Raw genomic sequence first — 11,959 nt, forward strand, 5'->3', positions numbered from 1 at the left:
TACTAGAGAAAATTATGATAACTTTTTCTGGGATGAATTGTTACAGTAGAATGCTTTCTAAAAATTTTGACAAAAACATATCAAAGGAAGAAACAGTTATGGATTCTGGATTGATCACACTGTTCTTGCCAATTGCCTTAGCAATTGTTATGGCTGGAATAAAGAAGTTTTGACTAGTTAATTTTCAAATTCAATTTTAAAAACAGCGCATTAATGGATCCGCTGTCTTTATTTCTTTATTGATAATAAACAAGACATTGATATTTAATAATTGATTTAAATTTATGAGATAGTTTTATTCTGCAAATTTTTAAAATTCACTTAGGCTATTTATAATCGAACTAAAAAGAAACCTTATTGCAAAAATAAGGCTTCTTTGCGAATCAGCTTAGGACTTGAAATAATTTAATGGTAATTTCAAATAACGTATTCCATTGGATTCTGGTTCAGGAAAACGTCCTGCATCCATATTGATTTGTATGGAAGGTAGAATCAATTTGGGCATTGTTAATGTCGCATCACGCGCCTGACGCATATGCACGAAATCCTGTTTAGCTGTTTTGGCATTTAAATGAATATTTCCATGCTTTTGTGCTTGAATACTGGTTTCACACACAAACTCAGTTCTCCCATCAGGCTTATAATCATGGCAAAGAAAAACGCGAGTCTGTTCAGGTAACTTATAAAGCTGCTGCACAGAATCATATAAGACTTCCGCACTCCCCTTTGGAAAGTCACAGCGTGCTGTCCCATAATCAGGCATAAACAATGTATCACCCACAAAAACTGCATCGCCAACCACATAACTTAGACAGGCTGGCGTATGACCTGGTGTTGGAATATTGTAGGCATCCAACTCACCAATTTTAAAATGCTCATGATCCTTAAACAAATAATCAAAGGTTTGATGGGTATTAAAATATTTAAGATCAATATGATAGATTGCACTAAAAGTTTCCTGCACAATCGCGATCTTTTCACTCATGGCAATTCTGCCACCTACCCTGCTTTTTAAATACTGAGAAGCGGTTAAATGATCCGCATGAACATGAGTTTCTAAAATCCACTCCACCTTAAGCTGATTTTCTTCAATGTATTGAATAACTTCATCTGCACCCTGAGTCGATGTTGAGGCAGATGCCGCATCATAATTCAACACACTGTCAATTATTGCACAAACCTGTGTACCTGGATCAGTGACCACATAACTGAACGTATTAGTCTTTTGGTCAAAAAAAGCCTTGACTTGAGGATGTTGCATAAGTATATCTCCTATCGTTCAGCCCATAAGCGATGTATAAACATTCCAAACATCATTGCAGCAATAAAATACCAGGCTTGTGAATAACCCAGTCCAATTAAAGTAATTGCAGGTGCTGGACAAATACCTGCAATTCCCCAGCCGATACCGAACAGTACAGCCCCAATCATCAGTTTTTGGTCAATTTGGTTATTGTTGGGTAATAGCATCGTTTCACCCAATAAAGTTTTAGGATGTCGAATGGCTTTTTGAAATGGAATGATTGCCACCGCAATTGCACCAATCATGACAAACATCAGGCTAATATCCCAATCGCCGAACACATCCAGAAAACCCAATACCTTTGCAGGGTTTGACATGCCTGAGACCATTAAACCTAAAGCGAATAAACCACCAAACAGGAAAGCAAACAGGTTTTTCATGAATGGACTCCTATGACATGACGCACAAGATAGACGGTGATCATTCCTGCAAGCATGAATGTCACCGTTGCAATAATTGAGCGTAGAGACAATCGGCTGATACCACAAATACCATGCCCACTGGTACAGCCCGAACCTAAACGTGTTCCAAAGCCAACCAAAAGCCCTGCTACAATTAAAGTGAATGGCGAGGATTCAATGATAATTTCAGGCTTTACAAATAACTGGTAAATAAACGGTGTGAGAAATAACCCAAGTAAAAACCAAAGTGCTGGATTCCCACTCAGAGACTTTGGTTGTAATAACTGGGCAAGTAAACCACTCATACCTGCAATACGACCATTGATATATAAATAGCCCACAACGGCAATGCCCAAAACTCCACCACCGATCAATGCTAAGAGAATACCAGACATCATTACACCATATAATATTATATGTTTTTATATTATGTTAATTAGGTGATAAAGCAAAGTTATTTTTTACGCATCTTTTAACCAATTGATTATTAGTATGTAATTAAAAATCAGATAGAACTTTTTCGACAAACCAAAGTGGAAATTCAGTCATATTCTCATTAAGTTTTAACACTTCGGCTTGTTCAATTTCCGCTAGAAAAGCAGCCTTTTCACCATCAGATGAATTATCAAATAAATAAGTTCGATCTGTGACTTCGACTGCTTGCATAAGCAGATCCAGGCTACGATAATAGCGATCACGAATCTTTTGTTCTGGTACAGGATGCCCACCTATACTTACCCGATAGTGGACACGTGCGATATTAATTTCAGGATTCACTGTTGCAACATAATATAAATATGTTTTAAACCCTTGTTCTTGTGCATCTTTTAAAAATTCAACTTTACTGATGTGAGACATTACCGTCTCAAAAGTAAAACTGATCTTTAATCTTAAAAATTCTAAACGAATAAAATCAATGATTCGGGCTGCAAGATAAGAATCGACATCAACTTTTGCAAAAAGGATTTGTCTCTCGGCAAATAATTCAGGTTCCTGACTCAATAAATCACATATTTGTTGATTTATCTTTTTCTTTTTGGTCTTTAAAAAATCAATGAGTTTTTCGACATCCAGCAACTCATGATAACTATTCAGATCAAGAATTTGTGTTTGATTTAAAACTTTTTCAAGCTCATCTGCATTTAAATATGCCCCAATATGTCGGGGCAATAAATAGTCCTTGATGGTACTTTTTCCAGAACCATTTGGTCCTGCAAACATACGAATACGTGGCTGTCGCATATTTCTAAACAGTCACAGACTTTTTCTTACGTTTGAAGATACGTTGAGAAGTTGCAAGTGATTGATACGATGTTGAAAGATCTTGTAGTACTTTGATCTCACCATTAGGGAACCGCTTTAACAATTGACGATCTTTTACATAAACAACTTCAGAACATTCACTTGCCTGCTTAAAGGCATTGCGAAACGCTTGTACAGCAAGGTCAGGAAGATGATCTTCTTCTTGCATACTCATTTGCATGATTGTAAAAGCTGTCATTGATGACTCCTCCGCAAGATTGCGCTTATAACTATACTAACATAAATGCTCATTTTGTCCATTTTTACAGCTTGGCATTAATGTACTAAATCCTCAATACCAATTAATTTCGGTATGTTTTCAATCAGCTTATTTAACTCAATATTTGCTGGTGAAATACAGCCCATATAGTGACTTAAACGTGTTACCGTACCATCAGGACGTTTCCACCAGAAATATGCACTTGGTTGATCGGTTGCTGTTTGCTGGCATCCTGTAGTCTTTACATTTGCTCCCGTTTCAGGACGATAAGTTTGTAATTCTTGTTGAAGCTTCTTATAAACAGATGGGCTTACTGTTAAATCTTGGGTTCCTGTTACTTTTGTATATTGTTTCCCATCAAAATGCACCGCTCCAGATGGAGAAATTTCCACTGAGTAAATTGGACAGGCACCAAAACATGGGCTAGATGAATAACGAATAGTTTCCTGCATCATACCCTGAGCTTGCGGTGGTGTAGATGCACAACCCACTAATGTAAACGTAAAAACACCCGCGATTAATAACTTTTTCATTTGTTGATCCATTATAAAGTATGTGGTTCAAATTTAACAAATAGTGAAATTGTTGTGATTTATATTGATGTTAAAATATTAATATTCCACTAATTTTACTTAGGCTATTTAACTATAAATTATGTAAAGCAAAACGGATTAAAACTAGTGAGAATTTTGTGATTGCAGAATTAATCGGGCAAGTTCCAGATCATCGGCATAGGTAATTTTGATGTTGTCTGAACGACCTTGCACCACTTGTACAGCCTGATTGATATATTCTAAAGCACTTGCCTCATCAGTAATTACAATGTGATTAGCTAATGCTGTTTCAAGCGCATTTTTTAATATCTTTAATTTTGCCATCTGCGGGGTTTGTGCCTGCCACAACAATTCACGGCTGACTGTCTTCTCAATCTGATTTTCAGTGTGCACCAGTTTTAAGGTATCACGAACTGGGATTGCTAAAATTGCACTTTGGTTATGCGCTATTGCAGTATTAACCAATAGCTGTAAATTTTCCTGCGTCACACATGGACGTGCTGCATCATGCACTAATACCCAATCATCTTCATGGGCAATTTCAGATAAATAAATGAGGGCATTCAGTACAGAATGAACACGCTCTGCACCACCTAAGCAAAAATGTAACTTATCTTTATGCTGAAAAGAAAGTGTTTTGGCAAAGTTATCTTGTGAGCCTATTGCAAGCACACATCCTGCTAAATCCAAGCTATTAAGACGATTTACAGTATGCTCAAGTACAGTATAGTTTTGAATATATTGATATTGTTTTAATTCAGTTTTTGAAAAACGACTGCCCAAACCTGCGGCTGGAACAACAGCCCACAGCTTAGTCTGGGTTTTCATTAGTTGCGACATCTACTTTTGCATTTGGATCAATATAAATCGGTTTGTAATGTGTACTAATTGTGCTCATCTGCACAAAAGTTTCATTAGGTTTAACTAAACCTAAATCCAAACGTGCATGTTCTTCGATCGCTTCCGTTCCATTTTTCAAGTCGAAAACTTCGGCTGCTAAAATACGGTTACGTTCCTTTAGCTCAGTATTAATTTCTGCTTGCTGCTTAATTTGTTGAGTTAAAGCCTGATGAGGGAAATAGCCTCCCTCACCCAACCAAAATTGATACTGTAAACTTGCAACCAAAGCAATCACAAGCAACAGAATCAATTTACTCGAAGTCGATCGAAACACATCTAGCATGAAAAACTCCCCACATCCCTCTTGAAAGAAAAACCTGTCACAAATTCTATAGGATTCTGAATTCGTAAAGTTTTTCTCTTTTGTAAAGAAAGGCTCTCAAGAAGTTTTAACATGGCTAAAGCTTGACCTTATTTTAGACCTTTGAACTCAGCCTTACCACGATAAGCGGCATGGGTTAATTCTTCAATACGAAGCAATTGGTTGTATTTCGCAACACGGTCAGAACGGCAAAGTGAACCTGTCTTGATTTGACCTGCTGCTGTACCGACTGCCAAGTCAGCAATGGTTGAATCTTCAGTTTCACCTGAACGGTGCGAGATTACAGTGCTGTAACCATTAGCTTTCGCAAGGTAGATCGCATCCAGAGTTTCACTTAATGTACCGATCTGGTTGTACTTGATCAGAATAGAGTTACCCACTTTCTCATCAATACCACGTTGTAAAATCTTAGGATTAGTTACGAATAAATCGTCGCCAACCAATTGGATTTTATCACCAAGGATTGAAGTCAGATAGCTCCAGCCTTCCCAGTCAGACTCATCCAAACCATCTTCAATCGAAATGATTGGATATTGATTTACAAGACCAGCTAAATAATCAGAGAATTGATTGCTTGTGAATGCTTTATTGCCTTCACCTGCAAGAATATATTGACCATTTTTGTAAAATTCTGAAGATGCACAGTCAAGTGCTAACATAATGTCAGAACCCGCTTTGTAACCAGTTTGACCAATCGCTTCAAGAATAACAGTGATTGCTTCTTCATTTGAACGCAAGTTCGGAGCAAAACCACCTTCATCACCCACAGCAGTATTTAAACCCTTTTTGTTTAAAACTGATTTTAGAGAATGGAAGATTTCAGCACCCGCACGTAATGCTTCAGAGAATGAAGTGAAGCCTACTGGCTCAATCATGAACTCTTGAATATCCACATTGTTGTCTGCATGTGAACCACCATTGATGATGTTCATCATTGGCACAGGCATGCTCAAAGTTGTTTGACCACGCAAGTCTGCGATGTATTGGAAAAGAGGAATTTTCTTTTCAGTAGCAGCAGCGCGAGCAGCAGCCAAAGAAACAGCTAGAGTTGCGTTAGCACCTAGTTTTTCTTTGTTTTCAGTACCATCAAGCTCGATCATCGTGTTATCGATGTCTTTTTGTTCAAATACTGATTTACCCACTAAAGCATCACGGATTAAAGTGTTTACGTTATTAACCGCATTTTTAACACCTTTACCCAAGTAACGCGACTTGTCACCATCACGCAGTTCCAAAGCTTCACGAGAACCAGTTGAAGCACCAGATGGTGCACATGCACGACCAACAACCCCAGATTCCAAAATTACGTCTGCTTCGATGGTTGGGTTACCACGAGAGTCCAAAATTTCACGTGCACGAATGTCAACGATTTGGCTCATGAACAATTCCTCTGTTGAATGAATAAAAAGATGCAACTGAATGCATCAATGGGTATCTAACTTTTTGAATCCTTTAACTAAAGTATCCAATTCTTTTAATTGCGCCAAGAATGGCTCAAGCTGTGATAAACGCAACGCACATGGTCCATCGCATTTTGCATGTTCAGGGTCTGGATGTGCTTCAAGAAATAATCCTGCCAAGCCCGTTGCCATACCTGAACGCGCTAAAGTCGTGATTTGGGCACGGCGACCACCAGCGGAATCAGCACGTCCACCTGGTGTTTGTAAAGCGTGGGTCACATCAAAGAATACGGGTACATTCATTTCTTTCATGATGTCAAAGCCCAGCATATCCACAACAAGGTTGTTATAGCCAAATGCTGAACCACGTTCACAAAGGATAAGTTTGTCATTTCCCGCTTCTAGACATTTATGCAGGATATGGCGCATTTCATGTGGGGCAAGAAACTGTGCTTTTTTGATATTGATAATGGCTTGGGTTTTTGCCATTGCTTCAACGAGATCAGTCTGGCGACTGAGGAATGCAGGAAGCTGAATAATGTCGGCAACTTCGGCAACGGGTGCTGCCTGATATGGTTCATGCACATCAGTAATGATTGGGACATTAAACTGTTTTTTAATCTCCCCCAGCCATTCGATGCCTTTTTCCAGGCCAGGTCCACGAAACGAGTTCAGGCTGGAACGGTTGGCCTTGTCAAAGCTCGCTTTAAACACATAAGGAATGTTTAATCGTTTACAGATATCAATATAAGTTTCAGCAATCTCAAACGCTAAATCTTTTGACTCAAGTACATTCATTCCGCCAAATAATACAAATGGCAAATGATTTGCCATTTGTATATCGCCTAAACGTACAACTTCTTGTGGTTTTAATTGTGACATTTAAACTTTCCCAGTTTATCTAAGTCTATATTATTTACTCTTTTGATGCTGTTTCTTTGCAGCGTCAATAAAACTGGCAAATAATGGATGACCATCACGTGGTGAGCTTGTAAATTCTGGATGGAATTGTACCGCAATAAACCAAGGATGTTCAGGAATTTCTACAGTTTCAACCAAATGTTGTACTGAAGAATAGCCTGAAATCTTCATACCTGCCTGTTCTATGGTCTCAATAAAACGATCATTCATTTCATAACGATGGCGATGACGCTCAATAATTTCTGATTGACCATAAATTGTACGAATTTTTGCACCATCAACCAATTCAGACTTTTGTGCACCCAAACGCATGGTGCCGCCTAAGTCTGATTCAAGACTACGGTGTTGTAATTCGCCACGTTCATCCAGCCATTCAGTAATTAAGCCAATGAGTGGATATTTGGTGGAACGGTTAAATTCAGTTGAAGTTGCTTCAGACAACCCTGCCACATGACGTGCATATTCAATCACCGCCAATTGCATACCTAAACAAATACCCAGGAAAGGAACCTTATTTTCACGTGCATATTGAATCGCACGCATTTTACCCTCAGTACCACGCTCGCCAAAACCACCTGGAACAAGGATTGCGTCAGCCGTTTCAAGAACCGAAATATCCTGACCCTCTAGAGATTCAGCATCAACATAGTCAATCTGTACTTTAACGCGGTTTTTAATGCCTGCATGTAAAAGTGCTTCATTGACAGATTTATAGGCATCGGGTAACTCAACATATTTACCAACCATTGCCACGCGCACGGTGTATTCTGGATTGAGTAATGCTTCAACCACATTATCCCAGTCTTCAAGATTGGCTTCTGGCAAGTCATTAAAACCAAAACGTTCACAGATTAAATCATCGACATTTTGTTCGTAGAAATTGCGTGGAATTTGATAAATGGTTTTTGCATCTGGACATGCAATAACTGCACGTGCTTCTACATTGGTAAATAGTGCAATTTTACGAATGGTGTCCGCATCAACTTCATGTTCAGTACGGCAGATCAGGATGTCTGGCTGGATACCAATCGAAAGCAGTTCCTTAACAGAGTGCTGGGTTGGCTTGGTTTTTAGTTCAGCCGCAGACTTAATATATGGCAATAAGGTTAAGTGCATCAGCATGGTACGTTTATGACCCAGCTCAACCATAAGCTGACGTACCGATTCCATAAATGGAAGTGATTCAATATCACCCACTGTACCGCCAATCTCAACAATTGCAACGTCATAACCCTCGCCTGCGCGAAGTACACGTTCCTTAATATTATCGGTAATGTGTGGAATCACCTGAACTGTACCGCCCAAGTAGTCACCACGACGTTCTTTATTGAGTACGTCCTGATAAACACGACCACTGGTGAAGTTGTTCAGCTTGGTCATTTTGGCGCGACGCAGGAAACGTTCGTAATAGCCCAAATCTAAGTCAGTTTCAGCACCATCCTCTGTGACGAAAACTTCACCGTGCTGGAATGGGCTCATGGTACCTGGATCGACATTAATATATGGATCCATCTTTACCATCGTGACTTTTAAGCCACGAGCTTCCAAAAGTGCGGCAACAGAAGCAGCAGAAATACCTTTACCTAGTGATGAAACCACACCACCAGTGACAAAAATAAAATGGGTCATTGAGTTTCTCGTACAATCGAGCCGAAATCGGCCTACAATGTTGGGCAATTTTACTGTACTCTGCACCAAGAAAGCAAAGTCAAACCGCACCAATTCAAAGAACTATAAACAATCGACTATTCTATCAGCATTTTCGATAAAAATTTATGGGATTTGTGGATTTTTCATCCCTACATGATATTTGGCTGATCAATAGCATGGAACAAATACCGCAATTTTTCCCCAGATTTACTGTGATTTTATTTTAAAATAGCGCTCTCTCAGCAAACATTTATAAAATATCATCAAAGCCGATAACCGTAGGGATTTCTTCACCTGGTTTTATTGCTATAATCCGTGCTGTCCTTATTCAATATGTTGTTTTAGCAATGGCAAATAAAAAACTTTTAATTTGTGCAGCACTTGCGACTGGTCTTTTATTAACTGCTTGTGTGAAAAAAGAAGAACCGAAAGAAGAGCAGCAAGAACAGGCAACCGAGACACAAACGACTCAGCCTGAACCTGAAAAAATTCAGGAATTTGAGTCTCTAGAAAGTGCGGAACCCGCACCTGAGCCAGTGATTGAAACAAGCCGTGAGGAAACACCAAATACGACCACTGAAATTCGTGGTGAAACACGCCCTACTCAGGCACAAACTTCTACAGATACAAGCACTCAACCTGAAACGCCACGTACTGAACAGCCTAAACCAGCAGTTCAGGCTGAGCAAAAGCCTGCTAAAACAGAACAACCAAAAACTGAACCTGTAAAAGCACCAAAGCCATCGACACCAGCCCAAAGTGAAGATGATGCTGTTGCTGCCGCAATTGCCGCTGCAACCCCTGCACTGAACAATTAATTGATTGTAGTAAAAAGCCAGTTGAATTCAACTGGCTTTTTTACAGCTAAACTTTATGAATAACTCTTCAAAAAATCTGACATCAAGCGTGATGCCCATGATTTCACTGCTAAGCTTTCATAAAAACCACAATGACTGCCCTTTTTGGTAGTCACTACCACAACATTTTCCATCTGCTGAATAGTCTCTTTATAAGGTTCCAGATTTTTAATGGAACAGACAGGATCATCTTCAGCATTCAAAATCATCAATGGAATTTTAACATTCTCAAACACATAAATCGGGTTAATGGCTTGGCAATAACTTTGATAATCCTGAAAGCCTGCCATTTCAAAATATTCTTTTTCAAATTCTTCCAAACTGGTCGTGGTGAGCACTTTTTTAAGAGAAGCAATGTTGCTCCATGTATTTTGATAAGGATGAATAAAATACTTAAATAATTTTTTGGTCATCATTTTGCTATAAAAAGGATGTACATTTTTAAAGCTAAGTTCAGTGTTATAACCTGGACACATGGCAAAAGCGGCCTTAAATGGCGTATCTTCGCCTTGTTCGCCCAAATAGCGGACCAATAATCCAGTCCCAGCCGATGAACCCACCGCATATAAGTCTGAGTCTGGAAATAGGTTTTGAATATGTCCAAGTTGTTCTTTTAAGTCATGGGTTGAACCAAACAGGGAAATTTGTGGCACAGGCATCGGTAACCCTGCATGTCCACGGCGTAAACAAAGTGCAATCCGCCAACCCGTATATGCATGTAAGTCTTTAACAAGTTCACGCATACTTTCAGGTGTACCTGTAATAGTATGCATGATCACAACAGTTGGGGTATCGACTGGCAAATCATAGCCATACCATGCGATTGCAGTAACACCACCATCCTGCATGGTCAACTGATCAATACGATCATACTCAAGCTTGCTGGTTTTCTTCTTGATTAAATCAAAATATAAAAGATGAACATGGCTATTGCTGAGCCAAAAAGTTGGGCGATATTTCTGTTTTAACTGTGGTAATCTTTCCAGAACATCTTTAATTTTCCCTTGCGGGTCATAATACATTTTCGGTTGCTCAGCACCAACGACTGAATCCAGTACGTCCAAAGCTAAAACTTTAAGCTTGTTTAAAACAGATCCGCCCATGTTCAATTACCGTCTCTGACTATGCGTTAAATGTTTGTCGCACCAATGCTGCGACCTGTTGCCCCCAAATTGCATAAATTTCTTTACTTGGATGAAAGCCATCACTGGCCATAGGTAAATTCATCGCCTGAAAATTTTTAATATCGTATTGAATAAATCTAAATTGTGGCTGTGGAGCTAACCACTGTTTTAATGCGTCATTCATTTGTTCGGCATATTTTCCAAACAGCCAAGCCAATGGCTGAGGTAGTGCTGGAAAATGTTGCATGGGTGGCACACCTGACACAATAATCAGTTTTGGCTGGAAACGGTTTTGTATTTGAGTAAATAATTGTTTTTGTTGTTTTATCCAAGTTTTAGCAGAAATTAATTTGGTGACATCATTCACACCTATGGAAGTAACCACCACATCATAGCTTTGTGGTTCTAAATCATGGATCGCCTGTAAAACCTGTTTTGTGGTATCACCTGTTTTGGCATGCAGCTTCCATTGCAACACATACTCATTCTGCAACTCGGCAATAATTGCACCTAACAAAGCTTCCTGTTGTGTTTCCACACCAACACCTGCTGCTGCTGAATCACCCAGAATCAAAAGTGACAGGGGTTTTCCCTGCCCAGTCTTGCCCTCACGATCACCGCTTGCTTCTGGCAGACGTGGTGTATTGCTACGAACTTTTGTGCCTTGTATTAGCACTACGGGTAATAATCCAAAAGTTGCAAGTTTTAACCACATCTTTATAAACTCCACATATTGGTTATACCAATTTTCAAAAGCAAGTTAAGAGCAATTTGTAAAATAATAAAAATCAGCACAACTTTATAATTTTGGGCTCTGTACACGACAAATTTCACAGAACCCTTATCCTATCAGGATTCTGCTTTCTTAAAATTGCCAAAATTTCCTTAAACTCTTCTTTTTTCCCAAAACCAATTAAATGCTGAATCGCCATTTGAACATAGTCTAAACCATAGCGAAATAAACTCATTGAGAGTCGTCCATGCTTCTTTATTTTTATCGCTTTT

General features: G+C 39.0%; 14 protein-coding genes and 1 pseudogene. 1 reads left to right on the plus strand and 14 read right to left on the minus strand.

Translation table 11 applies throughout. The features are described 5' to 3' along the window. Nucleotides 1-388: 388 nt before the first annotated feature. The 11 genes from F988_RS06640 to F988_RS06690 all read right to left on the minus strand — a co-directional run bounded on the left by F988_RS06640 (nucleotide 389) and on the right by F988_RS06690 (nucleotide 8,952). Nucleotides 389-1,261 carry an MBL fold metallo-hydrolase gene (locus F988_RS06640; RefSeq protein WP_004682024.1) on the minus strand — a complete coding sequence of 291 codons (873 nt, stop codon included), beginning with the start codon at nucleotides 1,259-1,261 and terminating at the stop codon, nucleotides 389-391. A gap of 11 nt (nucleotides 1,262-1,272) precedes the next feature. Continuing rightward, a complete protein-coding gene (locus F988_RS06645; protein WP_004677356.1) occupies nucleotides 1,273-1,683 on the minus strand; it encodes a YeeE/YedE family protein in 411 nt (136 codons plus the stop codon). Then, complete coding sequence (locus F988_RS06650) at nucleotides 1,680-2,099, minus strand: YeeE/YedE family protein (RefSeq protein WP_004682026.1); 420 nt, start codon at nucleotides 2,097-2,099, stop codon at nucleotides 1,680-1,682. Before F988_RS06650 ends, F988_RS06645 begins: the two co-directional genes overlap by 4 nt. Before the next feature lie 103 nt (nucleotides 2,100-2,202). Beyond that, on the minus strand, nucleotides 2,203-2,946 hold the full coding sequence (locus F988_RS06655; RefSeq protein WP_004682029.1) for an ATPase: 744 nt from the start codon (nucleotides 2,944-2,946) through the stop codon (nucleotides 2,203-2,205). Between the two features lie 4 nt (nucleotides 2,947-2,950). Then, the gene (locus F988_RS06660) at nucleotides 2,951-3,205 is read right to left on the minus strand and encodes a hypothetical protein (protein ID WP_004677348.1); all 255 of its coding nucleotides are present in this window, start codon (nucleotides 3,203-3,205) and stop codon (nucleotides 2,951-2,953) included. Between the two features lie 77 nt (nucleotides 3,206-3,282). Further along, entirely contained in the window at nucleotides 3,283-3,759 is a 477-nt protein-coding gene (locus tag F988_RS06665) for a DUF6438 domain-containing protein (RefSeq protein ID WP_004682030.1), read from the minus strand. 144 nt (nucleotides 3,760-3,903) lie between these two features. Next, on the minus strand, nucleotides 3,904-4,608 hold the full coding sequence (gene ispD, locus F988_RS06670) for a 2-C-methyl-D-erythritol 4-phosphate cytidylyltransferase (RefSeq protein ID WP_004682031.1): 705 nt from the start codon (nucleotides 4,606-4,608) through the stop codon (nucleotides 3,904-3,906). Continuing rightward, complete coding sequence (gene ftsB, locus F988_RS06675; RefSeq protein WP_004682033.1) at nucleotides 4,592-4,963, minus strand: cell division protein FtsB; 372 nt, start codon at nucleotides 4,961-4,963, stop codon at nucleotides 4,592-4,594. The genes ispD and ftsB overlap by 17 nt, the downstream gene beginning before the upstream one ends. Nucleotides 4,964-5,091: 128 nt before the next feature. Then, the gene (gene eno, locus F988_RS06680) at nucleotides 5,092-6,381 is read right to left on the minus strand and encodes a phosphopyruvate hydratase (protein ID WP_004682034.1); all 1,290 of its coding nucleotides are present in this window, start codon (nucleotides 6,379-6,381) and stop codon (nucleotides 5,092-5,094) included. Between the two features lie 45 nt (nucleotides 6,382-6,426). Further along, nucleotides 6,427-7,284, minus strand: coding sequence for a 3-deoxy-8-phosphooctulonate synthase (kdsA, locus tag F988_RS06685; RefSeq protein ID WP_004677343.1), 858 nt, complete (start codon nucleotides 7,282-7,284; stop codon nucleotides 6,427-6,429). 30 nt (nucleotides 7,285-7,314) lie between these two features. After that, the gene (locus tag F988_RS06690) at nucleotides 7,315-8,952 is read right to left on the minus strand and encodes a CTP synthase (RefSeq protein ID WP_004682036.1); all 1,638 of its coding nucleotides are present in this window, start codon (nucleotides 8,950-8,952) and stop codon (nucleotides 7,315-7,317) included. Nucleotides 8,953-9,320: 368 nt separating this feature from the next. On the opposite strand from F988_RS06690, the gene F988_RS06695 reads away from it, so the two are divergent. Continuing rightward, entirely contained in the window at nucleotides 9,321-9,791 is a 471-nt protein-coding gene (locus tag F988_RS06695) for a hypothetical protein (protein WP_004677340.1), read from the plus strand. Between the two features lie 53 nt (nucleotides 9,792-9,844). Here the strand turns inward: F988_RS06695 and F988_RS06700 are convergent, their stop codons facing one another. The 3 genes and pseudogenes from F988_RS06700 to F988_RS06710 all read right to left on the minus strand — a co-directional run. Next, a complete protein-coding gene (locus F988_RS06700; protein WP_004682038.1) occupies nucleotides 9,845-10,933 on the minus strand; it encodes a YheT family hydrolase in 1,089 nt (362 codons plus the stop codon). Nucleotides 10,934-10,952: 19 nt separating this feature from the next. Next, nucleotides 10,953-11,669 (minus strand): SGNH/GDSL hydrolase family protein, encoded by a 717-nt coding sequence (locus F988_RS06705; protein ID WP_004682039.1) that lies wholly within the window; start codon nucleotides 11,667-11,669, stop codon nucleotides 10,953-10,955. A 115-nt stretch (nucleotides 11,670-11,784) separates the two neighbouring features. Then, nucleotides 11,785-11,959: pseudogene (locus tag F988_RS06710) on the minus strand (IS4-like element ISAba33 family transposase); the annotation flags it as partial.

Source organism: Acinetobacter parvus DSM 16617 = CIP 108168 (genome assembly GCF_000368025.1).
Lineage (GTDB): Bacteria > Pseudomonadota > Gammaproteobacteria > Pseudomonadales > Moraxellaceae > Acinetobacter > Acinetobacter parvus.

What these genes read in the sequence shown, in the direction of transcription:
- F988_RS06640 (WP_004682024.1), bottom strand. Translation starts at nt 1,261, where the DNA reads ATGCAACATCCTCAAGTCAAGGCTTTTTTTGACCAAAAGACTAATACG.
- F988_RS06645 (WP_004677356.1), bottom strand. Translation starts at nt 1,683, where the DNA reads ATGAAAAACCTGTTTGCTTTCCTGTTTGGTGGTTTATTCGCTTTAGGT.
- F988_RS06650 (WP_004682026.1), bottom strand. Translation starts at nt 2,099, where the DNA reads ATGTCTGGTATTCTCTTAGCATTGATCGGTGGTGGAGTTTTGGGCATT.
- F988_RS06655 (WP_004682029.1), bottom strand. Translation starts at nt 2,946, where the DNA reads ATGCGACAGCCACGTATTCGTATGTTTGCAGGACCAAATGGTTCTGGA.
- F988_RS06660 (WP_004677348.1), bottom strand. Translation starts at nt 3,205, where the DNA reads ATGACAGCTTTTACAATCATGCAAATGAGTATGCAAGAAGAAGATCAT.
- F988_RS06665 (WP_004682030.1), bottom strand. Translation starts at nt 3,759, where the DNA reads ATGAAAAAGTTATTAATCGCGGGTGTTTTTACGTTTACATTAGTGGGT.
- ispD (WP_004682031.1), bottom strand. Translation starts at nt 4,608, where the DNA reads ATGAAAACCCAGACTAAGCTGTGGGCTGTTGTTCCAGCCGCAGGTTTG.
- ftsB (WP_004682033.1), bottom strand. Translation starts at nt 4,963, where the DNA reads ATGCTAGATGTGTTTCGATCGACTTCGAGTAAATTGATTCTGTTGCTT.
- eno (WP_004682034.1), bottom strand. Translation starts at nt 6,381, where the DNA reads ATGAGCCAAATCGTTGACATTCGTGCACGTGAAATTTTGGACTCTCGT.
- kdsA (WP_004677343.1), bottom strand. Translation starts at nt 7,284, where the DNA reads ATGTCACAATTAAAACCACAAGAAGTTGTACGTTTAGGCGATATACAA.
- F988_RS06690 (WP_004682036.1), bottom strand. Translation starts at nt 8,952, where the DNA reads ATGACCCATTTTATTTTTGTCACTGGTGGTGTGGTTTCATCACTAGGT.
- F988_RS06695 (WP_004677340.1), top strand. Translation starts at nt 9,321, where the DNA reads ATGGCAAATAAAAAACTTTTAATTTGTGCAGCACTTGCGACTGGTCTT.
- F988_RS06700 (WP_004682038.1), bottom strand. Translation starts at nt 10,933, where the DNA reads ATGGGCGGATCTGTTTTAAACAAGCTTAAAGTTTTAGCTTTGGACGTA.
- F988_RS06705 (WP_004682039.1), bottom strand. Translation starts at nt 11,669, where the DNA reads ATGTGGTTAAAACTTGCAACTTTTGGATTATTACCCGTAGTGCTAATA.